The organism is Bifidobacterium sp. MSK.13.1 (genome assembly GCF_019131435.1).
Lineage (GTDB): Bacteria > Actinomycetota > Actinomycetes > Actinomycetales > Bifidobacteriaceae > Bifidobacterium > Bifidobacterium pseudocatenulatum.
On sequence record NZ_JAHOMM010000002.1, the window covers coordinates 375,899 to 398,507 of the forward strand.

Sequence of the window (22,609 nt, forward strand, 5' to 3'; positions counted from 1 at the left end):
CCACTATACGGCTATTCAGCCCTTGGACACGACGTCCAACAGCCATTGCGCACGCTGTTTCGCATAATCGTCATCGGCGCAGATCACCATGACGGTATCGTCTCCGGCAATGGTGCCGAGCACACCGTCGATGGGCTGCTTGTCGATCACACTTGCCACATACTGGGCCGCGCCAGACGGCGTATGGACCACCACCAGATTCCTGGCCGCAGCGACCGAAGTGACCAATCCGGAAAGCACACGGTTCATTTGCTGTTCCGTTTTTGCATCAGGATTGGCCAATGCGGCTTCTTCCGGCTGTTTGCCCAGCGCATAGGCCACGGTTCCGTCAGCCAAACGGGTTTTCGTGGCATGAATCTCGTCGAGATCGCGGCTCAGGGTGGCTTGGGTCACCTCGATGCCCTGGTCCGCGAGAATCTGAGACAGCTGCGACTGCGAGGTAACGATGCACGTCAGCAACGCCTGCTCGATGGCGCTCAATCGAGCGGCCCGTGTGGCAGGACGTTGCAGCGCAGGCGTTTGGTCCGTCATCAGGCCAACAGGCTTTCATCGCCGCGAGCCTTGCCGGCAAGCCAAGTCAGCAGCGCCTTCTGCGCATGCAGGCGGTTACCGGCCTCATCCCAAACCACGGACTGTGGCCCGTCGATGACTTCGGAGGTGACCTCCTTGCCACGGTATGCCGGCAGGCAATGCTGGAAGATGGCATCTTCCTTGGCATAAGACATGAGTTCGGCGTTCACCTGATAGTCCCAGAACGGCTTGGAACGGATGGCGTATTCCGCTTCTTCGCCCATGGAAACCCATGTGTCGGTGAACACGCAGTCGGCACCGGCGACCGCTTCCTTCGGATCCGTGGTCACCAGTACAGAACCGCCGTTTTCGGATGCGATGGCTTCGGCATCGGCAACGATCTGCGGATCCGGCAGATAGCCGTTCGGTCCGGCAACGCGTACGTTCATACCGGCCACGGCGCCGCCGAGCAGGTAGGAGTTCGACATGTTGTTGGCCGCGTCGCCGAGGTAGGCGATGGTCTGGTTCTTCAGATTGTCGACGCCGCCACGATGCTCGGCAATGGTCTGGAAGTCGGCAAGAATCTGGCAAGGGTGGAATTCATCCGTCAGAGCGTTCACCACCGGATGGGTGGAATACTTCGCCATTTCCTCCACACGATCCTGGCCAAAGGTGCGCCACACCACGCCATAGGCCATGCGGTCAAGCACACGTGCGGTGTCGGCAACCGGTTCGCCACGGCCCAGCTGGGAGCCGGACTTGTCGATGACCAGCGGATAGCCGCCCAGTTCGGCAACGCCAATGGAGAAGCTGGAACGGGTTCGGGTACTCGGCTTGTCAAAGATCACCGCGATGCCCTGCGGGCCGGCGAACGGCTGATGGTAGAAACGATCGTTGTGGAATTTGATGGCGAGTTCGAGAACCTGCTTCTGCTCTTCATGGTTGAGATCGTCATCGCGCAACATGTGGCGCAATTCAGGAGTTGCCATTGTTGGCTCCTTTCAAAAGAGTTTCAGTTCGTTGTGATTGCCGGCTATGTTCAGTCGTTGGGAAGATCAGTTGGAATCTTCGCGAGGATGGAGATGGCCTGATCAATATCCTGTTCGGTCACCACCAGCGGAGGAACAAGACGAAGCGCATCCGGCGCCACCGCGTTGACGATCAAACCGTGCTCCAACGCCCAATTCATCGCCGCATGCGCACATGGATGGGCAAGTTCGACCGCATCGAGCAAGCCACGTCCACGCACGGAGACGAAAAGCGGATTGCCGCAAGCCATGATGCCGTCACGCAATTGCTGGCCACGCGCCTCGGCGTTGGCCACGAGACCGTCTTCCTCAATGGTTTCCAACGTGGCCATCGCGGCGGCCGCTCCGAGCGGATTGCCCGCAAAGGTGGAGCCGTGGGAGCCTGGGGTGAACAGCGCGGAAAGCTTGGCTCCGAAGGAGATCATGCCACCCATCGGGAAACCGCCTGCAACGCCCTTGGCGAAGGTCACAATATCCGGAACCACTCCGCCCGCAAGATCCTCACGCTGGAATGCGAACCAGGATCCGGTGCGTCCGATGCCTGTCTGGACCTCATCGATGATGAGCAACGCGTTGTTGTCGTCGCACATCTGACGGGCCTTCTTCACATAGCCGGCCCCAAGCGGACGCACGCCAGCCTCACCTTGGATCAGCTCCATGATGACGGCGGCGACAGGACCTTTGCCATATTTGCCGGGACCGGTTTCGGCAAACGCGTCATGCAATGCGGCCTCGTCACCAGCTTCGACGAATTCGATATTGGGAACCAGCGGCTCGAACGCTTCTCGGATGGAGGGCTTCCACGTTGCGGACAGCGCGCCCATGGTACGCCCATGGAAGCCATGGGTCATGGCGATGATACGCGCCGGTTTGCCTCCAATGGCAGGCGATGCGCCCGGCAAGGTGCGGCCATACAGTTTGGCGAGTTTCAGTGCTGCCTCGTTGCCTTCCGCTCCGGAGTTGCCGAAATACACATGAGATCCCTCGGGGGCGCCGGCAAGCTCAATGAGCTTCGACGCCAGTTCAATCTGCGGTTCCGTGGCGAAGTAGTTGCTCACATGAGCGGCTTTGGCTGCCTGCTCGCTGACGGCCTTCACCCATTTCGGGTGGGCGTATCCGAGCGCGTTCACCGCGATGCCCGCAAGGAAATCGAGGTATTCATTGCCATCGATGTCCCAGATGTGCGCGCCTTCGCCATGGTCCATAACACGCAGCGGAGTACCGAACACGTTCATGTGCACCCGGGAGTACTCCCCCAGCCACTTGGCGTCCTCTCTGCCGAGGTTTTCCAACTGTTCAGTTGCCATACGAACTCCTCATTTCAATACCGTCTTCGGGAACGACCATGGTTCCAATGCCGTCTGTGGTGAAAATCTCATTCAGGATGGAATGCGGTTTGCGTCCGTCGATGATGTGGGCGCGTGGCACGCCTCCATCGATGGCTCTGACGCAGGCTTCCATCTTGGGGCGCATGCCGCTCTCCAGATCCGGCAACATGTCGCGTAGGTTCTCCACGCCGATGCGACCAATCAGAGAATCCCTGTCCGGCCAATCGGCGTACAGGCCATCCACATCGGTCAGCACGACCAGCTTGCTGGCTCCAAGAGCGGCCGCAAGCGCCGCAGCCGCGGAATCGGCATTCACATTCAACACTTCGGTAGCATCATCCTCATTTGGAGCCACCGAGGAAACAACAGGAATGCGTCCGGCATTGATCAGGTCCTCAACCGCGGATGCGTCGACGCTCACCACGTCGCCGACCAAACCAATATCGGTTGGCGATCCATCGATGATCGGCTTGCGCTGCATGGCGGAAAACAGCGCACCATCCTCGCCGGAAAGACCGACCGCGAACGGACCATGGGCGTTGATCAACCCGACAAGTTCACGGGAAACCTTGCCCGTCAAAACCATACGCACCACATCCATGGCCTCCGGAGTGGTGACCCTCAGACCTCCCTTGAATTCCGACTTAATGCCCAAAGCCTTGAGCATGTGAGAGATCTGCGGTCCGCCTCCATGCACCACAACCGGATGCAAGCCAACCTGTCGCAGGAACACCATATCTTCAGCGAAACAGGCCTTGAGATGATCGTCGATCATCGCATTGCCGCCATATTTGATGACGATGCGCTGTCCGGCGAATTCCTCAAGCCATGGCAGCGCCTCGATCAGCACTTCCGCCTTTTGGTCGGCGCGCAAATCGGTATGCACGTCAAAATGGAATCCAGGTCCTTTGAGTTCCTTGGTCATTACCGTTCAATCAGCTTTCGTAATCTGCATTAATGTGTACGTATTCGTGGGTCAAATCGTCGGTCCAGACGGTTGCTTCCGCTTTTCCCGCATGCAGATCGATGTCGATATGCACCTCGCGCGGAGTCATGTCGACTTCGGATCGGTCGCGCCCGGCTCCGCCGTTCTCACAGATACGCACGCCATTGACGTCGACCGTGACTTTATTGGAATCGTAGGGAGCGACTTCCGGCGGCACGGTACCCAGCGAGCTGACGATACGACCCCAGTTCGGATCATTGCCGAAGATGGCGCATTTCAGCAAATTGGATGCCGCTACCGCACGACCGCAAGCAAGCGCCGCATCTTCCGTGGTGGCGCCGGTCACCTTGACACGGATGTCATGGCTCGCGCCTTCACCGTCTCCGACAATCTGACGTGCCAAGGAGGCAGTCGCCTGCGCCACAAGCTCGTTGAACTCGTCGGGATCCGGTTCGATACCGGATGCTCCAGACGCAAGCAAAAGCACGGTGTCGTTAGTGGACATGCAACCGTCAACGTCAATGCGGTTGAACGACATTTCCACTCCAGTGTTCAGAGCTGCCTGAAGCTGTCCCGCGCTTACCACGGCATCCGTGGTGATCACGCACAGCATGGTGGCCAGCTGAGGCGCGATCATGCCTGACCCTTTGACCATGCCGCCGACACGGAACCCATTGGACCCTTCAAGTTCGACGGTTTTCGGCTTGGTGTCGGTGGTCATGATGGCATGGGACGCATCCGCACCGGCCTGAGCGGTATCGGCAAGGGCCGCGAACGCTTTGTCTGCGCCAGAAAGCACATGGTCAAGAGGCAGAAGCTCACCGATCAGGCCCGTGGAGCAGACCGCGATATCGCTGTCTTTAGCACCTACAAGCGCCGCGACCTTTTGGGCCGTGGCCTTGGACTGCTCATATCCCGGCTGGCCGGTGCATGCGTTTGCGCCTCCGGAATTAAGGATGACGGCTTTCACATGACCGTCGGCCACGATCTTGCGCGTCCACTGCACGGGAGCTGCGCAGAAACGGTTTGCAGTGAACACGCCTGCGGCTGCGTCAAGCGGACCGTCATTGACCACGAGAGCCAGATCCTTCTTGCCCTTGATCGAGGAAATGCCAGCTTCCACACCGGCCGCGGAAAAACCTTGTGCAAATGTTACGCTCATGGCGCCACTCCAATCTTTGTCAGGCCTGCATCTTCAGGAAGTCCCAGTGCTACGTTCAACGACTGCACCGCCTGTCCGGCCGTGCCGCGGTTGAGATTGTCAATTGCCGCGAAGGCCAGCAAACGCCCCGCCTTACGGTCGATGGCCACCTGAATATGGGCCGCGTTCGATCCGATGATATTGGCGGTGGCCGGCATGACGCCTTCCGGTAAAACAATCATGAAATCCTGATCCGCATATGCGTCAGTCCAAACCTGCCTGATTTCAGCATCTGACATATTCAATGCTGTATCGGTTAGTTTGGCGGAAACCGAAGCGAGAATGCCACGGGCCATTGGCACAAGAATCGGGGTGAATCCCAGCGTGAACTCGTTTGCCGAGGATGCGTTCTTTCCTGCAGCATGGGCGAAGTTCTGCAAAATCTCAGGAATATGACGATGAGTACCGCCGACAGAATACGGTAATGCGGAACTGAATGCCTCAGCTGCAAGCAAATTGACGCGCTTCAGATTCTTCCCTGCGCCGGAGTAGCCGACCACCAGATCGGCAACAATATCCGCCGGTTCAACAAGCCCTTGGGCAATGCCCGGCTGCAGCGCCAATGTGGTTGCGGTCACATTGCATCCTGGACCGGCAATACGCTTGGTTCCTGGAATCACCTCACGCTGGTGCTGGTAAGAACCATCTTCGGATATGCCGGTAATGAGCTCAGGCATGCCGTAAGTCCAGTGTTCATAGAAGTCGCCGCCGTAGAACTCATCCCATGCGGTTTTTTCCTCAAGCCTATGGTCGGCTCCCAAATCCACCACCACGGCATTCGGATCAAGCTGGGAAGCCAATGCACCGGATGCCCCATGAGGCAGCGCAAGGATGATCACGTCATGCCCGTTCAGTACCTCCGGAGTGGTGTCTTCCACCACAAGGTCGGCAAGCTGCGGAATATGTGGCATATGCTTGCCAAGCTTGTCCCCAACGGATGAATGCCCGGCCACGCACGTCACTTCGAAATTTGGATGGGCCGCGAGGATACGGAGGGCCTCGCCTCCCGCATACCCTGTCGCGCCGGCCACGGCTACTGTGTATTTGGCCATGTCACGTCTCTTTCCATTGACTCACTGAAAACACATTCAGCATACACTTTATGCACTACATTGCATAATTATGCATTCATTTCGTGTCGCATAGTGGTCATTGCGAGACTATGACAATTATTAAAAGACTAGAAAACACGCCGAATCAGGCAGCGATCGACTCGTCTCCCTGCCCCGATCCCGCGCCGCCAAGCATATTCTGCAACGTCTCGTTATACAGGTCGGCAACGGAAAGACCATGCATCGCCAACCAAATCACGGCCAAGGTGTACAACACATTGATGATCACCGCGGCGAGAGCCAAGCCATACCCTTTCATATGGAGCTTCTTGGTACGCCACATCGAAATCGCGCCGACCAACGCGGGAAGGACCGGCACCGGCATCAGCACGGCAAGCACGAGAGACATGATCGCATAGGCATCCCAATGGCCGTATGCGGGATTCTGCCGAGGATCGTTGAGATCCAGATTCGGCAGATAGGGCATATTGCCCTGCTGCGGATATTGGTTCGGATCATACGGATTCGGCCCATACGGGTTGGCGCCGTATGGATTCCGTTGTCCGTTCGCATTGTACGGAGGCATCGGTTGCTGCCCATTTGAAGGGTATTGCCCCGTTTGGTATTGCATATTCTGCTGCTGTACAGCATCCGCAGGTTGCGGTTCAGGTTCAGGCGCACCATACACGTATGGATCGTAACCGGCCGGCAGCTGGCTACTCATCGCACCATATTCGGGTTGATTGATCTGACCATACTCCGGCTGTGAAGACGCAGCGGCATCGGAAGATGACGAAACCGGAGCAGCATCAGCCGTCTCCTGACGTTCGTCGGTGTTGGTCGGCTGATACTGCTCCGGTTCGTTCATAATCATCCTCTGTTCTTGGGAAGGTCGGGATCAGGCGCGCAGCTGCGCACCCAGCTTGGACGCTTCATCCACAATACGCTTGCGGATGGCTTCGCTGTCTTCGGAAGCGAGAGTCTTATCCGGAGCGCGGAATGTGACCGCGTAGGCCAAAGACTTTTCGTCCTCGCCCAGCTGGTCGCCGGTGTACACGTCGAACAGCTCGATGCTTTCGAGGCTGCTTCCAGCGGCATCGACAATAACCTGCTTGAGCTCGGCGGCCGTGACATCGGTAGACACCGTAAAGGCCAGATCCTGCTTGACCGGCGGGAAGGTGGAAATCGGCTTGGCCTGCACCGGCTTGCCGCTCAACGTGGCGAACAGCGCGGTCAAATCCAACTCGAAGGCCGCGGAATGGGCCGGGAAGCCCAACGCCTCGTTGACATGCGGGTGAAGCTCGCCGACCATACCGACGAATACGTCACCAGCCATCACGCGAGCCGCACGACCCGGATGCCATTGTGCCGGCACATCTTCAGCCTTCGGCTGATCCAGCGTGAGAGCTGCACCAATACGGTCGAAGATGCGCTGCACCGCCTCGACGGCGTCAGACCAATCCACTGCGCGGCGCTCGCCCAGCCAACCGGAGTCAACGGCGTTGCCGGTCAGAATGCCAGCAACATGCATCGGCTGGTCCGGAAGACCGGCATCAAGCGCGGCAAGCTGCTCGTCCGTCGGCTTGACTGCACCCGGCAGTGCCGGAATCGCCGGAGCGTTCGGATCCCACAGATACACGTGGCCGATCTCATACAGCGACACATTCTCCACGCCGCGACGCAGATTGCGCTGAACGGTCTGTGCCAACGTCGGAATAATGTCACGACGCAGGAACGGACGATCACCGGCGAGCGGGTTGGCGATCTCCACGCTGACGTTCTTCGTCTCAGCGACGTCCAGCGCGAAGTTCTTGTAATCCTCATCGCCGACGAACGGGTAGCTCAACGTTTCCACCATGCCGTATTCGGCAAGTTCATCGGCAACCTGGCGCTTGCGCAGCTGCTCAGCAGTCAGACCGACCTGACCTTCGACCGGTGCCGGCGGCACGGTGACGGGAATCTCGTCATATCCGACAAGACGCGCCACTTCCTCAACCAGATCGCACGGCTCGTTCAAGTCGGGGCGCCAACTTGGAGGCGCCACGGAAAACTCGCCGTTGCCGCCTCCTGCGACGGAGCAACCGATGTCGGTAAGAATGTCGCTGATGGTGTTCACGTCCGTGTCAAGTCCGGCCACACGAGCCACTTCCGAAGCCTTGAACAGGATCGGACGGCGGTTAGAGACGGTATTGAAGTCGGTCGGGTGCTCGCTCGGCTCGCCATTGCCGTACCTAACCATCAGTTCGGCGGCCATTTGGGCGGCTGCCGGCTGCAGCTGGTCGTCCACACCGCGTTCGAAACGACGGGAGGCTTCGGACGGAATCTTGTGACGGCGTGCGGAACGCGCGATCGACACCTGATCGAAGTGCGCGGATTCCAGCAGGATGTTCTTGGTTTCGGCAGTGACCTCGCCATACATGCCGCCCATCACGCCTGCGATGCCAAGCACACGGGAGCCGCGTTCGCCATTCGGGGAATCGGTGATCAGCAGATCCTCGACGCTCAAATCGTGATCCTTGCCATCCAACGTGGTGAGCTTCTCACCTTCGTTGGCGCGACGCACCACGATCGGTCCTTCGATCTTATCCAGATCGTAGGCATGCATCGGCTGTCCCAAGTCGAGCATCACGTAGTTGGTGACATCCACTGCCAAGGAGATGGAACGCATGCCTGCGCGGGTCAGGCGGCGACGCATCCAATTCGGCGTATGGCTGGCCGGATCGAAGCCCTTGACCGCGCGAGCGTAATAGCGATCGCATCCAACCACACCGTGAATCGGATTATTGTCGTCGACGATCACTTCGATGTCGGTCTTGGTGCCTTCCGGCAGGCCCTTGGTGATCGGCGCCTTCTCGTTCAGGGCGACAGCCGGATCGGTGTAGGCCGCACCGGTGGAATGATGGTATTCGCGAGACACGCCACGGTATGAGAACGCGTAGCCGCGATCCGGAGTGATGTTGATCTCCAGCAGCGGCTCGTCCAAGTGCAGCAGGTGCATGGCGTCGTCGCCCGGCTGGAGCTTCTCATACTCTTCCGGGGTGAAGCCGTACTTGCGAAGCAGGATGATGCCGTCATGGCTATCACCCAATCCAAGCTCACGTTCGGAAGCGCACATGCCGTTGGAGATATGGCCGTAGGTCTTGCGCGGTTCGATCTTGAAATCGCCCGGCAGCACAGCGCCAGGAAGCGTTACGACGACCTTTTCGCCTGCGGCCATGTTCGGCGCGCCGCAGATGATGCCGCGCGGCACCTTGTTGCCGTTCTCATCGGTCTCGTTGTATTCGTCGCCGACGTCGACGTGGCACCAGTTGATGATCTTGCCGTTCTTCTGCGGTTCCGGAGTGGCGTCGACCACGTAGCCGACGACGATCGGACCGACCAGCTGGGAGGTGTGGATCTCTTCCTCTTCGAGACCGACCTTCACCAGATCTTTGGCAAGCTGTTCGTACGTAAGGCCTTCCGGAACCTCGACATGGTCCTTGAGCCAATCAATGTCAACCATTGGCATGGGTCAATCACTCCCCCATCACAAACTGTTCGCTGAATCGCACGTCGCCTTCGACCAGGTCGTGCATGTCGTTGATGTCGTGGCGCAGCAGCAGGGTACGTTCCACGCCCACGCCGAAGGCGAAGCCGGTGTAGACCTCAGGATCGAGGCCAGCGGACTTCAGCACATTCGGGTTGACCATGCCGCAGCCGCCCCATTCGAGCCAGCCTGCGCCGCCCTTCTTATCGGGGAACCACAGGTCGAGTTCGGCGCTCGGCTCGGTGAACGGGAAGTAGCTCGGACGCAGACGGGTCTTGGCTTCCGGGCCGAACATGGCCACGGCAAGCTTATCGAGCACGCCCTTCAGGTCGGCCATGGTCAGATGCTTGTCGACCGCAAGAGCCTCCACCTGGTGGAACACCGGCGTATGGGTGGCGTCGAGCTCATCGGTGCGGAACACGCGGCCCGGGCATGCGATGTACAGCGGCACGCCACGGGTGAGCAGACCACGCACCTGATCGGAGGAGGTCTGGGTGCGCAGCACCATGTTGGATCCGACGAAGCCCGCGGCGTCCTTGGCCTGATTGCCCTTGACGTAGAAGGTATCCTGCATCTGACGTGCCGGATGGTCGGGGCCGAAGTTCAGCGCGTCGAAGTCGTACCATTCGGTTTCCACTTCAGGACCGTCGGAAATCTGCCAGCCCATGGAGATGAAAAAGTCTTCGACATCCTCCATCAGCTTCGACAACGGGTGGCGCGCGCCAAGCGGCTTGCGGTTGACCGGAAGGGTCATATCCACGGTTTCGGCGGCAAGCGCACGGGCCTCTTCCTCGGCCTTGACCTGCTGTTCCTTGGTGCCATACGCACGACCGAAGTCGGCGCGCAGCTTGCCCATAATCTTGCCGGCGTCTTTCTTCTGGTCCTTCGGCAACGCGCCGATGGCCTTGCTGGCCTGCGTCATCGCGGATTCCGCTCCGGCGTACTGCGTCTTGATGGCTTTCAATTCCTCCATGCTGGAGGCGTTTTCGATTTTCGCGATGCCCTCGGCAACCGCATTGGTTACCGCTTGGGCGTCGAATACCGCACCTTCTGCCACGAGATACCTTTCTCATTTCCCGTTTGTTTTACGCGAAAAACGCGCAATTTCAACGTTTTCCGACTTTACATTCTTTCAACATGACTCGACATAGCCAAGCTCAGCAACATTACCGCCGAACTGGTGCCGAGGTTCAAGGATTCCGCTTTGCCATAGAGCGGTATGGACACGATCCTATCGGTTCGTTCCAAAACTTCCTTGGTCAATCCACGCGCCTCATTGCCGAACAACACCGCTTTGGCCCCGGCAAGCGTTTCCGGCGCGGCAATTACATCCGTCAGGGATTCCGGTTGTCGGGAATCCGTGCCGTATACATCGGCCGCATACACTGCCAGCTCGTGAGTATCGCACCATGCGAAGAAGTCGTCCGTTCCCATGGTCAGAATCGGAAGGTGGAACAGTGATCCCGCGGTGGAGCGGACCACTTTCGGATTGAACATGTCCACGCAGTCGTCGACCAATACCACGGCGGAGCAGCCGGCCGCATCGGCGGAACGAATCACGGTTCCGGCGTTACCGGGATCGCGAACCTGCCAAAACGCGGCGACCATCGCATGCCCGTCGAAATCGTCCGGAACGGCGGACGAATCAAGGAAAGCCTGCATATCCGCGACGGCAAGCACGCCTTGCGCGTCGACGCTCATACGGTGCATCACCGCATGAGTGACCTTGTGCACATACACGCCGGATTGCATGGCCTTGCCCGCCATCTGCGCGACGGCAGGTGTCGCAAACGAGGCATCGGGCTGTGCCGACTCGACCTCAACGTAGAGGTCCTCGACAAGTCCTGGATGCCATGTCAGCAGCTCGCGCACCGATTGCGGGCCTTCCACCATGAAACGGCCAGACCGTTTCCGCCCTTTTCGATCGGCGAGTTCGGACACGCGGCGAACGCGCTCCGACTTGGGATTCGCAATGACTTCGGATTTTATAGGCATACGCGTTAGCCTAACACCATTGCCACAACGAATGCCCCATCCATGTCACGTTTTTAATTCAGAAAACTTTCCAGATTCATTCCAGCAGCAGTCGCAGCAGACCAGCCAGAGGGCGCAGTTCGGTCGCGATATGCAGGGTCCGACAAATGATTCCAGCGACTCTGCCGGCTCGCAGGATTCCAATACCGATAACAATTCTCCGGATTCGCAGCAGTCCGGCAACGCACAGAGCGATGCCCCAGCGCTGGCAAAACCACTATGCTGTTACTGATTTCCGGGCTTGCGAATCCCACAGAGGGAAAAGTGTTGTGCAACGGCAGCGATTTGTCACAGCAGGATCGTCACCCTTCGCCTTGCCCCGTATTCGACATGTCATGAATTTGGCAGGTCGGGTACGGGGCTTTTGCGCATCCATGAAAGACATGCACGGCTTGCGAGTGTTTCTTGCCACTTTCGATTGGTTTGCGAGCATCAGTTCGTTACACTGATTATCTGATTATTGTCTGATTGCGGTTGGGAGTGCGACATCATCCCATGAATGTTGGAGGTACAAGCATGGATGTCACGGTGTATTTAGGAGCTCACGAAGGCGACAACCCCGTATATAAGCAAGCCGTGGTGGAACTGGCCACATGGATCGCCCAAAACAGGCACCGCTTGGTATATGGCGGTTCCGACGAAGGACTGATGGCGGTGATTGCCGACACCGTGCTTGAGCAGGGTGGCGAGGTGACCGGCATCGAGGCGCAGATGTTCGTGGACAAGGGTGTCGCGCACAAGAATCTGACCCAGCTCACCATCGTGCCGAATATCACCGAACGGCGTACTCGCATGATCGAGCTTGGCGACGTGTTCATCGCCTTCCCCGGCGGCACGGGAACGTTGGAGGAGATCAGTGAGGTTGTGTCGAAGGTTTGCCTTGACCAGTTGACGCAGCCTTGCATTTTCTACAATCTCAACGGTTTCTACGATGACATGAAGGCGTTGCTGCAACGCATGATCGATGATGGTTTTTCCACACGGGAACGTCAGCATGGCATCTATTTCGCTTCGGATCTTGCCGAGATAGAGCATATTATCGCCATGCACAAGGCATAGGCGGCTCAGTAAGGTCGTTTTTATTCGACAGGTTTTTCAAGAAAACGGGGACGCCCAAACGACCCTCATAATCGGCCGGAATATCCTCCAACCGGCCCATCACAACCAACATGCATCCACATGCCCCGCAGCGCATCCGGTCAACTCCGGGATGCTTCGTTTGCCGAACTTACTGATCGGATGGAACCCGTATCCGTCGGCCACGCGAAGAATGGATTTGCGTTTTATTGTCTGCATGATTTACAGTTTCGTTACCATGAACATCCCGTTTGTCCTGCTGTACATTTTCCTCGGCGACGTGCTCCTGTTCTCCGCCTATTCGCTCTGGGAGAAAGACAAAAACAATCGGAGGTAATGCAGAATGGACAGCAAGGCACTTCTTTCCTTGAACCATTTAAGCGTCTGGTACACCGCAGATCACCCCTTACTTTCTGATTTGCACTGGATCTAGGGGCAGCGGAAGATCAGTCATTTCAGTATTTCACATTCCGGGAATATCTAACGTATGTGGCGGCGTCCTATGGTGTCCCGCTGCCAGATGTGTCTGACCTCATAAGGGGATTTCACTTTGAGGACTATGCCAATGTTCTTCTATCGGTCGCGGATCTTCTTCCACTGCCTGCCATAGCGCTTGCCCGCGGAGTAGCCGCGCGTGAAATGCTTGTACTGCCGCTCCGCTTCCTTGCGATGCTTCTCACAGTATTGCTCGCCGTCCTCGCAAAGGTTCGGGCAGCCGGGGTGGCGGCAGGGGCGTCTTGGTTTTCTCGGCATGCGTGCCGCCTCCTTTCGGACAATAGAAAAGCCCCGAAAGGATTGCTCCTTTAGAGGCTTGAAATAGGTCGTCCGGACCGCGTTCTCCTTCTTTCGGCTTGTTATCTACGATGGGCGCCATGGGTGCTTATAGAGAGTGGTTCGCGGTAACGCTACGCTTGCAAGACGGTTGAAACCTGAGTATTTATTTAATCCAGTTAGGCGTAGTGCTTTGTGATGCACATTGGCAATAAAAATCTTGAAAGACGATAAGCGGCTATGCGGGAATTACTACATGAGGATGATTTCCTACGATATACCCTGCAGAGCAAAGGCAAGGTATATTTGTGGGAAACGAGTAATCAATATGCATGAACGGCGCATGTCACCAAGGAGATGGTTTCGACATGGACAAGGATTTCCTTGCGATTTTTAATGCCATAAAGGCTGATGGGGCGAATGCAGACTACACCAAGCGCGGCATCGATCCGCTCTACTCCGTCGGGGCTGGCGCTCGCATCGTGGTCATCGGGCAGGCACCAGGCGCGGTGGCGGAAGAGACGCGCATCCCCTGGAACGACAAGTCAGGAGAGCGTCTGCGCGATTGGCTGGGTGTTTCTCGCGAGACGTTTTATGATCCTGAGCGGGTGGCGCTTCTCCCCATGGACTTTTATTTTCCGGGACATGGCAGGTCGGGCGATCTACCGCCGCGCAAGGGATTCGCCGAGCAGTGGCATCCTGCACTCTTGGCGCTCATGCCCAATGTTCGGCTCACTGTGCTTGTGGGCGCATATGCCGTCCGCAGGTACCTGCATCTCAAGAATTCGGACAGCCTTACAACCGTGGTGCGCGATTATGATGCCTATATCGGCCGGGGATTCTTCCCTTTGGTGCATCCGTCGCCGCGCAACCAGCTATGGATGAGCAGGAATCCTTGGTTCGAGGCCGAGACCTTGCCTGCACTCAAGGCACAGGTCAACGCGGCGCTTGAACAGAGGTAAGTGGTTACGAAATCATCTGTGACGATAACTTCCAGCCATACAAGGAGGTTCATTCATGCAGAGAAGGACGTTGGGGACTCGTGAGGCGCTTGAAGGCATCCTCGAAGATGCCGCGACGCCAACGAGAGCGTTCGCGAGTGACTATGGTTATGACCTCGTCAGTCTTCTGCTGCCCGGTGATGAATGCTCGTATGTGATGGGCAACCCGCCGTTCATCGGCCATCAGCAGCACACGCAGCAGATCAAGGATGATATGGAACTGGTGTGCGGCAAGGCCGGAGGCTCGCTGGATTATGTGGCTGGATGGTATTTTAAAGCTATTGATTTCCTTGACGGGAATCCCTCCGCGCAATTCGCGTTCGTATCCACGAATAGCATCACACAAGGCCAGCACAAGTCGCCCCGCTATTCAAGCATGTGGTCGAACGAGGGTGGCGTATCCGGTTCGCTCACCGTACGTTCTGCTGGGACGCTCAGACTACGGACAATGCGAACGTGCATGTCGTCATTGTCGGATTCGACAGAGGCACAAACGCTCCTGCGTTGTATGAATACGACGACATTAACGGTGAACCTGTGGAAGCACGTCCGGCTCATATCAACGGTTATTTATTGGATGCGTCTGATGTGTTCGTGGAGGCGAGGAGTCAGAAGACCGGTCCGTAAGGTCTTTGCCGTCCCGGATGGAAGAAATTCTGTAGGAATAAGGAGAGCCTCCCCAATTTGGAGAGGCTCTCCTTATAACCAATCTGGCTACCTTCTGATTACCCTTGGAGTCCAAAACAGCTTGATTTCAAGGGAAACTGGGTATAGGCCTCAGATGTGGAAGTACAGCTCGTACTCCAGCGGGGTCGGGGCCAGACGAGCCTGGTCAATCTCGCCACGCTTGATGCTGATCCAGGTGTCAATCAGGTCGTCGGTGAAGACGTCGCCTGCGGTGAGGAAGTCGTGATCTTCCTCAAGTGCGTCCATGGCCTCAGCCAGGGAGCTCGGAACCTGCTTGATGCCAGCATGCTCTTCCGGCGGCAGTTCGTACAGATCCTTGTCGACCGGTGCCGGAGGCTCGATGTGGTTCAGGATGCCGTCCAAGCCTGCCATCAGCTGTGCGGAGAAGGCGAGGAACGGGTTGCAGGACGGATCCGGAGCACGGAACTCGATGCGCTTCGCAGCCGGGGAGGTGCCGGCCAGCGGAATACGGATGGCGGCGGAGCGGTTACGAGCGGAGTACACCAGGTTGACCGGAGCCTCGAAGCCCGGAACCAGACGGTGGTAGGAGTTCAGAGACGGGTTGGTGAAGGCGAGCACAGAGGAAGAGTGCTTGATCAGACCGCCGATGTACCAGCGGGCGAGATCGGACAGACCGCCGTAGTTCTTCTCATCGTAGAACAGTGGCTTGCCGTCCTTCCACAGGGACTGATGGCAGTGCATGCCGGTACCGTTGTCGCCTGCAATCGGCTTCGGCATGAAGGTAGCGGCCTTGCCAGCGAGGGCAGCGGTCTCGTGGACGACGTACTTGTACTTCATCAGGTCATCGCCTGCATGCTGCAGGGAGTTGAAGCGGTAGTTGATCTCCTGCTGGCCAGCGCCTGCCACCTCGTGGTGGGAACGCTCGAGGATCAGGCCGACCTTCTGCAGGTTGGCGACCATGTCGTCGCGCAGGTCCTGGGTGTGGTCGATCGGCGGAACCGGGAAGTAGCCCTTCTTGACGCGGTTCTTGAAGGCGATGTTCGGGGTGCCGTCGTCTTCGGTGTCAATGCCGGAGTTCCACGGAGCTTCGATGGAGTCGACCTCGTAGAAGGAGCGCTGCATGCTGTTCTCGAAACGCACCTTGTCGAAGATGAAGAACTCGGCTTCCGGAGCGAAGGAAGCGGTGTCGGCGATGCCGGTGGACTTCAGGTAGGCCTCGGCCTTGCCGGCAACCTGACGCGGGTCGCGGGAGTACGGCTCGTCGGTCAGCGGGTCGACGATGGAGAATGCCACGTCGAGGGTCTTGTGCTTGCGGAACGGATCGATGAATGCGGTGGAAACGTCCGGCACCAGCTTCATATCGGACTCGTTGATGGCCTGGAAGCCTTCCACGGAGGAGCCATCGAACGGCATGCCGTCGGTGAAGGCGTCCTTCAGGAATTCGCTTGCCGGCACGGTGAAGTGCTGCTGAACACCGATCAGATCGGTGAAGCGAACGGAGACATACTCGATGCCTTCCTTGTTGATAAGGGCCTCAGCATCAGCCTTGGTTTCAAGTGCAGTCACGGGACCGCTCCTTTCGAATAAGTAACTTACAGGCTCTTAGTCTAGGAACGCGCGTTTCGCTCACTCGCCAATTGGGTTACGAGAATGTTTCGTAATGACATATTCGAAGGATGATTTCGCGAAAAACTGGGGTTCAATTGTTACGAACGCTCGTATTTGCCTCTGCAAAACCGTTCAATTTGTGGACATTCGTGTCGTCATGTCGCTTGCGACGTCCATTTCTTTTCTCAAAAACCTTACCGCATGCGCGCAGGCCAGCGGAAGGTAACGGAGATATGAAAAAAAGAACCTCGATAACGTGTTCATCGAGGTTCCCATATGTAAGCCGGCTTTACGATTCCAGGAAAATCAGCGGCCACGCATAGCACGACGGCTGATGCGCTGCGGGTGCATCGGGTCGACGCCCTTCGGAATGCCCATGCCGTTCTTCATCTGCAGAGTGCGCAGACGCTCGTTGAGGATGTTCAGCTCGGTCTTGGTAAGCATGAAGCGGCTCTTCGAATGGATGGCTGCCATCAGCTTGTTCTTGTGGCTGGTCGGCTGGTAGCTCTTGCACTTGAGCACGGTCTTGCGCAGATTCTTCAGGCTCGTCTGATTCTTGCCCTGGCCGACGTAGATACGGTAGACGGGAATATCGGAACCGGCGGTCACACCCTTGATATTCTGCTCCTGACGGTCCATGGCACGCTTGACGCGATTGTAATCGCCCTCGCCGAGCAGATAGATGCCGTTGTAACCGGTGCCGCGCCAAATGGCGTCTTTGGTCTTCGGATCAACCCACACCGGCTCCTGCGGAAAGTTGAAGCCAGCCTTGTTAATGTTGCCGAGCACGCTGATGGCAGCACCCTGACGCCCTTCAAGCTTGGCGTATCCGACTTTGTCGGCACGGTTGGTGAGCATCATGGTGGCGAACAGCAGGCCAAGCATGATGGCGAGGATCATGGACGTGATCCATCCGATCACCGACCACTTGAACACGATGCCAAGCACCACGAACACAACGATCGGCGCCACGAACACGCCGCCGCACAACCACGGAAGAGCCTTATCTTCGGCGTGGGTGTACTTGAAGATCTGAATGATCTGCTTGATGGTGCTTTGCTTCTTCTTTGGCTCTTCTTTGTCTGCCATCGACTTCCTCACTTGGTTATGCGGTTACTCACACTGGAACGGTAGTTTATCAGGAACCATGCCATATCGCACGGTTTCCGCCGTTTTTCCTTGATTGACGGGGATTATCGGGTATGCAGAGGCCTGCCATCCGCCTTAAGCAGCGCCTCGCCGAACGATTCACTAAAGGTGGGATGCGGGTGAATGAGCCTCGCCGCGGCGGCGAGCGGCACCCGGTTGCCGACCAATTGTTCGGCTTCCGCGATCAGATCGCTGGCGATCGGGCTGACGATATGCACGCCAAGCACGAGGGGAACATCCGGAGCGCCTGCCAGCGCACCGCTGACGATGGTCATGGATCCGCCTTCCCCACTCATGAGCATACGCGAGTTGGACAACATGGGATATGCGGTTTCCTGCGGATTGATGATGGTTTCACACGATTTCGCATCGTCGAGTGCAAGACCGACGCTTGCCGCTTCAGGGAAAGAGAACACGACTTGCGGCACGGTTTCGTCGGATACCGGCTTGGGGTCAAGTCCTGCGATGGTTTCGGCGATGGTGATGCCCTGTTCAAACGCGCGATGAGCCAAAGCATGCCCCGGAGTGATGTCGCCCAAGGCCCATACGCCCTCCACATTCGTACGCCCATACGCGTCGGTCGAAACATAACCGCGTTCCTCCAATTCGATGCCGTTGGATGCGAACCAGCCGGCATCGGTGTTCGGCATACGTCCGATAGCAGCAAGCACCACTTCACCATATGCGGTGCGCTCCTCCTCGCCGCCGCCTTGCCTGTAATGCACGGTGGCGCCCAAATTCGCACCGGTATCCACGTAATCCACCGACGTACGCGTCACCACGCTGATGCCGCGACGTTTGAGCTCGCGGGTCAACGTCATCGAAGCCCGCTTCTCCCAAGACGACAGCACGCGGTCCTTGCGGATCAGCAACGTCACTTCGCATCCCGCGGCATTCCACAACGAAGCGAATTCCAACGCCACCGCACCCGCTCCGACAATCACCGCACTGGACGGGAACGTATCCAATTCCAAAGCCTGCGTCGAATCGATCAACGCACCTGAAAACGGGTTGCCCGGCAATGGTAACGGTCGCGATCCGGTCGCCAGCACAATATCTTCGCCTTTGATGGTAAGCTCCGACCCGACGGGTTCCTCCACTCCCGCCTTGAAGGAACGCATGACCTGCGCTTCTCCCCCGGCCGGCGCGACATGCACATCATGAACGTCCCTCAACTCAGCCTCGCCGCGGAACACCGTGACGCCGCGATGCGACAGCAATCCCGCCAACCCCTTCGTCATCGTCTCCACCGTGGACGTACGGAAGTCACGTAATTTGCCGAAATCAATGCTCTGTAAGGTGGCACTGATGCCCATACGTTCCGCCTGGCGTATGTTCTGCGCACTGTGTGCGGCCGTCAGCAACGCCTTCGACGGAATGCAACCACGATTGAGGCAGGTGCCTCCCAACGTTTTGTCGCGTTCGATGAGCGCCACCGTTTTGCCGAGCTGCGCGGCGCGCAATGCCGTGGAATATCCTCCTGGCCCCGCTCCGATGATGACAATGTCGAAATGCTGTTCAGTCATGCCTGCCCTCGTTGATTCGTGCGTTACAACTGGTTACATGGTAATGGAAAAGCCGTCGGTTTTCGCCGACGGCTTGAAAAAGCAACTGCGATTCTCGCAGAATGGATCACTCGGGCCAGTGTCCACGCTTCTGATAGCGCGGCTTCGGCAGACGCCAGCGACGCATCTGGATGGCACGGCTCCACGCGTAGGAACCGGAACGCATGCCCTTGGCCACGGACTGCTCGCCGAACTTTTCAATGAGCTTCTTCTTGAGCTTGCGCCACATGATCACGATGTCGATGATCACCGCAAACAGATAGATGTACATAAGCAGCATCAACGGCAATGCCAACGCCGGCCACTTGTAGGTCACGAAAATCGAACCGATCAAAATGACGAAGGCGACCGGAATGAAGAACTCACCCAAGTTGAAGCGGGCATCGACGTAGTCGCGGATGTATATACGCCACGGCAGACGCTCGGACTTCGGCATATGGTTGATGTCGCCCTTCTGCATGGCATCGTATTCGGCGTTTTCACGCTCGCGCATACGCGCCTTGGCGGCCTTGCGGCTCGCTTCACGATCCTTGGGAACCAGCGGACGGAGATTCTGCGCCTGGGCATCCTTGCGCTTCGGCGTCGGACGCCCCTTGCCGGCAGTAGGCTCCGCAGCCTTCTTCCCGACAGGCTCCTGGTCCGCATCTTCCTTCTTATTAAACACACTCATGCCTATAGAGCGTAAATTGACGTATCGACGCCTTGCCTCATTCATGTCAACGATTGGACGTGATTGGTTCGACGGATACAATGGTCATTCGATAGCATGCGGCGGCACGTTTCCAAGATGCGTATATGCCGCATATATAAGAAGGAGCAGTATGGCAGTTTTACATGCCGATGAGATTCGCGCGCGCGTCGAAACGGATTTTGACCGCATTGTCGACGTGCTGAACAAGAAAATCGCGTTGCAGTCCATTTCCGCAAAAGGCATTACCGCGGATCATATGAAACAGTCCGCGCAATTCGTGGCCGAAGAGCTGAACAAGGTAGGTGTCGATGCGCATGTGGTGCAGTCGCACAATCCCGATGGCACGCCGGGCGCTTGGGAGGTCATCGGTTCGAAAATCGTCGATATCGACGCTCCAACCGTGCTGTTGTACGCGCATCACGACGTGCAGCCGGTGCCCGATGCCAGCGTATGGAACACCGACCCATTCGTCGGCACGGTAATCGACACACGCCTGTACGGACGCGGCGCGGCCGATGATGGCGGCGGAATCGCCATTCATTCCGGCGCATTGCAGGCGCTCGGCGACGATTTGAAGGTCAATATCAAGGTCTTCATCGAAGGCGAAGAGGAAATGGGATCGCCAAGCTTCATTCCCTTCATCGAGGAGCATAAGGACGAATTCGATTCCGATGTGATCATCGTCGCCGACTCGGGCAATTGGTCCGCTGAAATCCCCTCGCTCACCACGTCGCTGCGAGGCAATACCGATATTGACGTGCACGTCAAGGCGCTGCATCATCCGGTGCATTCCGGCCAGTACGGCGGACCGATCCTCGATGCGAACACGCTTGCCTCCATGCTGATCGCTTCCATGTATGACGAGCATGGCGATTTGGTGGTGCCGGGCATCGCATCGGAGGAACCGATCGGCGGACTGCAGCGAGATATGGATGAGGCAACCGTACGTGCGGACGCCGGCATCGTCGACTCTTATCATCTGGCCGGTACCGGTTCCCTGGCCGCACGTCTGTGGACCAAGCCGAGCGTGACCGTCATCGGCTTCGATGCTCATCCAGTGGAGGGATCGTTCAACGTGATCTCCCCTGAAACGACGTTCCGTCTCAGCCTGCGCACCGCTCCAAACCAGCGTCCGGAAGAGGCTCAGGAAGCACTTGCCAGGTTCATGGTCGAGCATGCTCCGTTTGGCGCCGAAGTGTGGGTCGACAAGCTTGATAATGGCATGGGTTGGGCCATGGATCCAAATGCCGAGGCTACCAAAGACGCCATGGACGCCATGGAAGAGGCGTTTGGCGTGGCTCCGGTCAATAAGGGCGAAGGTGGCTCGATTCCGTTCATTCCGGAATTGCAGCGTATTTTCCCGGACGCGCAGGTACTGGTCACCGGTCCCGAGGATCCGAAGGCCAACGCGCACAGCCCGAACGAATCCATCAGTCTTCCCAGCCTGAAAAACAATGTGATCACCGAAGCGCTGCTGCTTGACAAGCTTGCCAAGTAGCGGATATCACATATCTTTTTGAGAAAAACAACGGGCAAATGCGAAGGGCGTTCCATTCCATACAACGAATGAAACGCCCTTCGCAAATCCGCCGCGCATTCAACAAACCTCGTACTGCGCAGCCCTGCTCCGATTAATTGCCAGTGCCGGTAAAAGCCCAATGCCAGTAACCGGTGAAATAAGCGCAAGACAACGCAATCACCGGCACGGCCACGCAAATCACGTAAAACAGCCAATCGACGGCATGTAAGCTCGATTTCCTAGCCTGGCTTCGCGGAGCGTCCGCGCCGAAACCACGAGCTTCCATGGCGGTGGCGAGTTTCGTGCCGCGTCGAATCGACACGACCAGCAGACTGAACGCCTGCGAGAACACACGTTTGACGGCGCTGCCGTCGCCCAATCCACGAGAACGACGGGACTGCCCAAGCGCACGCCAATCATCCTGCAGCAAAGTAAACATGCGCATGCCAGCCAAACCGCCATACACGAAACGCGACGGCAAATGCAGAATCTGCACCAGACCATCGGCCAAATCAGTCGGATCAAGACCAAGCGCAAGAATCACGCCGGGAACGGCAATGGCCGCCACACGCAGGAACGTGGCCAACGCCAAGTACAACGATCCCTGCGAAATCACAACGACATCACCGAGATTGACCAGCACGGCCCCGGAGGTCTTGCCATACAACGACACGGAAATGAAACTTCCCGAAGCGGCAATCCACACCGGCCAGGTTTTACGAAGCACCGTCCACGGAGCGACGCCGCCAATCCAGAGCAACAACACCTCCAATGCGAGTGCCACGGACGCGGAGACCACGTCCAGCGTCACGAACATGGGAATACATAGTATCAGCGCGCCGATGAAACGGCTGACCGGATTGATTTTTGCCACGAACCATGACGGCGATGCCGGCTTGGCATCGTCATGACGTTCCTTGTGCGGTACCACGCTGATAGTTTCCAACTGTTCCAT

Annotated in this window: 20 protein-coding genes and 2 pseudogenes; 6 read left to right on the plus strand and 16 right to left on the minus strand. The window is 57.6% G+C overall.

Annotated features, from left to right (window positions below; all coding sequences use genetic code 11):
• Positions 1-15: 15 nt before the first annotated feature.
• From argR to KSY55_RS04520, 10 genes are all read right to left on the minus strand, one after another.
• Positions 16-531 carry an arginine repressor gene (gene argR, locus KSY55_RS04475; RefSeq protein ID WP_055063445.1) on the minus strand — a complete coding sequence of 172 codons (516 nt, stop codon included), beginning with the start codon at positions 529-531 and terminating at the stop codon, positions 16-18.
• Positions 531-1,499, minus strand: a complete 969-nt coding sequence (argF, locus tag KSY55_RS04480; RefSeq protein WP_065435327.1) for an ornithine carbamoyltransferase — start codon at positions 1,497-1,499, stop codon at positions 531-533. Before argF ends, argR begins: the two co-directional genes overlap by 1 nt.
• A 50-nt stretch (positions 1,500-1,549) precedes the next feature.
• Positions 1,550-2,845, minus strand: a complete 1,296-nt coding sequence (locus KSY55_RS04485; RefSeq protein ID WP_065437383.1) for an acetylornithine transaminase — start codon at positions 2,843-2,845, stop codon at positions 1,550-1,552.
• Complete coding sequence (argB, locus tag KSY55_RS04490) at positions 2,835-3,791, minus strand: acetylglutamate kinase (RefSeq protein WP_004222361.1); 957 nt, start codon at positions 3,789-3,791, stop codon at positions 2,835-2,837. The genes KSY55_RS04485 and argB overlap by 11 nt, the downstream gene beginning before the upstream one ends.
• 10 nt (positions 3,792-3,801) lie before the next feature.
• Positions 3,802-4,974, minus strand: coding sequence for a bifunctional glutamate N-acetyltransferase/amino-acid acetyltransferase ArgJ (gene argJ, locus KSY55_RS04495; RefSeq protein ID WP_065437384.1), 1,173 nt, complete (start codon positions 4,972-4,974; stop codon positions 3,802-3,804).
• Positions 4,971-6,065 carry an N-acetyl-gamma-glutamyl-phosphate reductase gene (argC, locus tag KSY55_RS04500; RefSeq protein WP_065437385.1) on the minus strand — a complete coding sequence of 365 codons (1,095 nt, stop codon included), beginning with the start codon at positions 6,063-6,065 and terminating at the stop codon, positions 4,971-4,973. The genes argJ and argC overlap by 4 nt, the downstream gene beginning before the upstream one ends.
• A 145-nt stretch (positions 6,066-6,210) precedes the next feature.
• The gene (locus tag KSY55_RS04505; protein WP_033524111.1) at positions 6,211-6,933 is read right to left on the minus strand and encodes a DUF4190 domain-containing protein; all 723 of its coding nucleotides are present in this window, start codon (positions 6,931-6,933) and stop codon (positions 6,211-6,213) included.
• Between the two features lie 30 nt (positions 6,934-6,963).
• Positions 6,964-9,573, minus strand: coding sequence for a phenylalanine--tRNA ligase subunit beta (gene pheT / locus KSY55_RS04510; RefSeq protein ID WP_118269026.1), 2,610 nt, complete (start codon positions 9,571-9,573; stop codon positions 6,964-6,966).
• A gap of 7 nt (positions 9,574-9,580) precedes the next feature.
• The gene (pheS, locus tag KSY55_RS04515; RefSeq protein WP_080789396.1) at positions 9,581-10,648 is read right to left on the minus strand and encodes a phenylalanine--tRNA ligase subunit alpha; all 1,068 of its coding nucleotides are present in this window, start codon (positions 10,646-10,648) and stop codon (positions 9,581-9,583) included.
• 65 nt (positions 10,649-10,713) lie between these two features.
• A complete protein-coding gene (locus KSY55_RS04520) occupies positions 10,714-11,586 on the minus strand; it encodes an RNA methyltransferase (protein ID WP_117649142.1) in 873 nt (290 codons plus the stop codon).
• 255 nt (positions 11,587-11,841) lie between these two features.
• Between KSY55_RS04520 and KSY55_RS04525 the strand changes: the two are divergent.
• Together KSY55_RS04525 and KSY55_RS04530 are read left to right on the plus strand one after the other, a co-directional pair.
• Positions 11,842-11,964, plus strand: a pseudogene (locus KSY55_RS04525) (hypothetical protein); the annotation flags it as partial.
• Between the two features lie 177 nt (positions 11,965-12,141).
• A complete protein-coding gene (locus KSY55_RS04530; protein WP_033499819.1) occupies positions 12,142-12,684 on the plus strand; it encodes a TIGR00730 family Rossman fold protein in 543 nt (180 codons plus the stop codon).
• A gap of 591 nt (positions 12,685-13,275) precedes the next feature.
• Here KSY55_RS04530 and KSY55_RS04535 read toward each other — a convergent pair.
• Complete coding sequence (locus KSY55_RS04535) at positions 13,276-13,455, minus strand: hypothetical protein (RefSeq protein ID WP_033499875.1); 180 nt, start codon at positions 13,453-13,455, stop codon at positions 13,276-13,278.
• A 386-nt stretch (positions 13,456-13,841) separates the two neighbouring features.
• Between KSY55_RS04535 and KSY55_RS04540 the strand changes: the two genes are divergently transcribed.
• From KSY55_RS04540 to KSY55_RS09250, 3 genes and pseudogenes are all read left to right on the plus strand, one after another.
• Entirely contained in the window at positions 13,842-14,435 is a 594-nt protein-coding gene (locus KSY55_RS04540; RefSeq protein ID WP_022245374.1) for a uracil-DNA glycosylase family protein, read from the plus strand.
• A 196-nt stretch (positions 14,436-14,631) separates the two neighbouring features.
• Positions 14,632-14,763 (plus strand): annotated as a pseudogene (locus KSY55_RS09245) (DNA methyltransferase); the annotation flags it as partial.
• An 89-nt stretch (positions 14,764-14,852) separates the two neighbouring features.
• Positions 14,853-15,101, plus strand: coding sequence for a DNA methyltransferase (locus tag KSY55_RS09250; protein WP_004222397.1), 249 nt, complete (start codon positions 14,853-14,855; stop codon positions 15,099-15,101).
• A 150-nt stretch (positions 15,102-15,251) separates the two neighbouring features.
• Here the strand turns inward: KSY55_RS09250 and glnA are convergent, their stop codons facing one another.
• From glnA to KSY55_RS04565, 4 genes are all read right to left on the minus strand, one after another.
• The gene (glnA, locus tag KSY55_RS04550; RefSeq protein ID WP_003810315.1) at positions 15,252-16,688 is read right to left on the minus strand and encodes a type I glutamate--ammonia ligase; all 1,437 of its coding nucleotides are present in this window, start codon (positions 16,686-16,688) and stop codon (positions 15,252-15,254) included.
• Positions 16,689-17,036: 348 nt separating this feature from the next.
• On the minus strand, positions 17,037-17,819 hold the full coding sequence (locus tag KSY55_RS04555) for a DUF4191 domain-containing protein (RefSeq protein ID WP_117645378.1): 783 nt from the start codon (positions 17,817-17,819) through the stop codon (positions 17,037-17,039).
• Positions 17,820-17,923: 104 nt separating this feature from the next.
• Entirely contained in the window at positions 17,924-19,405 is a 1,482-nt protein-coding gene (locus KSY55_RS04560; protein ID WP_117750097.1) for an FAD-dependent oxidoreductase, read from the minus strand.
• 106 nt (positions 19,406-19,511) lie between these two features.
• Positions 19,512-20,114, minus strand: coding sequence for a DUF3043 domain-containing protein (locus KSY55_RS04565; RefSeq protein ID WP_034879600.1), 603 nt, complete (start codon positions 20,112-20,114; stop codon positions 19,512-19,514).
• A gap of 151 nt (positions 20,115-20,265) precedes the next feature.
• Between KSY55_RS04565 and KSY55_RS04570 the strand changes: the two genes are divergently transcribed.
• Positions 20,266-21,633: a dipeptidase gene (locus tag KSY55_RS04570; RefSeq protein WP_065435318.1), complete on the plus strand. Its 1,368-nt coding sequence runs from the start codon at positions 20,266-20,268 to the stop codon at positions 21,631-21,633.
• 133 nt (positions 21,634-21,766) lie between these two features.
• On the opposite strand, the gene KSY55_RS04575 is transcribed toward KSY55_RS04570, so the two are convergent.
• The gene (locus KSY55_RS04575; protein WP_055063456.1) at positions 21,767-22,609 is read right to left on the minus strand and encodes an energy-coupling factor transporter transmembrane protein EcfT; all 843 of its coding nucleotides are present in this window, start codon (positions 22,607-22,609) and stop codon (positions 21,767-21,769) included.

What these genes read in the sequence shown, in the direction of transcription:
- argR (WP_055063445.1), bottom strand. Translation starts at nt 531, where the DNA reads ATGACGGACCAAACGCCTGCGCTGCAACGTCCTGCCACACGGGCCGCT.
- argF (WP_065435327.1), bottom strand. Translation starts at nt 1,499, where the DNA reads ATGGCAACTCCTGAATTGCGCCACATGTTGCGCGATGACGATCTCAAC.
- KSY55_RS04485 (WP_065437383.1), bottom strand. Translation starts at nt 2,845, where the DNA reads ATGGCAACTGAACAGTTGGAAAACCTCGGCAGAGAGGACGCCAAGTGG.
- argB (WP_004222361.1), bottom strand. Translation starts at nt 3,791, where the DNA reads ATGACCAAGGAACTCAAAGGACCTGGATTCCATTTTGACGTGCATACC.
- argJ (WP_065437384.1), bottom strand. Translation starts at nt 4,974, where the DNA reads ATGAGCGTAACATTTGCACAAGGTTTTTCCGCGGCCGGTGTGGAAGCT.
- argC (WP_065437385.1), bottom strand. Translation starts at nt 6,065, where the DNA reads ATGGCCAAATACACAGTAGCCGTGGCCGGCGCGACAGGGTATGCGGGA.
- KSY55_RS04505 (WP_033524111.1), bottom strand. Translation starts at nt 6,933, where the DNA reads ATGAACGAACCGGAGCAGTATCAGCCGACCAACACCGACGAACGTCAG.
- pheT (WP_118269026.1), bottom strand. Translation starts at nt 9,573, where the DNA reads ATGCCAATGGTTGACATTGATTGGCTCAAGGACCATGTCGAGGTTCCG.
- KSY55_RS04520 (WP_117649142.1), bottom strand. Translation starts at nt 11,586, where the DNA reads ATGCCTATAAAATCCGAAGTCATTGCGAATCCCAAGTCGGAGCGCGTT.
- KSY55_RS04530 (WP_033499819.1), top strand. Translation starts at nt 12,142, where the DNA reads ATGGATGTCACGGTGTATTTAGGAGCTCACGAAGGCGACAACCCCGTA.
- KSY55_RS04535 (WP_033499875.1), bottom strand. Translation starts at nt 13,455, where the DNA reads ATGCCGAGAAAACCAAGACGCCCCTGCCGCCACCCCGGCTGCCCGAAC.
- KSY55_RS04540 (WP_022245374.1), top strand. Translation starts at nt 13,842, where the DNA reads ATGGACAAGGATTTCCTTGCGATTTTTAATGCCATAAAGGCTGATGGG.
- KSY55_RS04555 (WP_117645378.1), bottom strand. Translation starts at nt 17,819, where the DNA reads ATGGCAGACAAAGAAGAGCCAAAGAAGAAGCAAAGCACCATCAAGCAG.
- KSY55_RS04560 (WP_117750097.1), bottom strand. Translation starts at nt 19,405, where the DNA reads ATGACTGAACAGCATTTCGACATTGTCATCATCGGAGCGGGGCCAGGA.
- KSY55_RS04565 (WP_034879600.1), bottom strand. Translation starts at nt 20,114, where the DNA reads ATGAGTGTGTTTAATAAGAAGGAAGATGCGGACCAGGAGCCTGTCGGG.
- KSY55_RS04570 (WP_065435318.1), top strand. Translation starts at nt 20,266, where the DNA reads ATGGCAGTTTTACATGCCGATGAGATTCGCGCGCGCGTCGAAACGGAT.
- KSY55_RS04575 (WP_055063456.1), bottom strand. Translation starts at nt 22,609, where the DNA reads ATGGAACAGTTGGAAACTATCAGCGTGGTACCGCACAAGGAACGTCAT.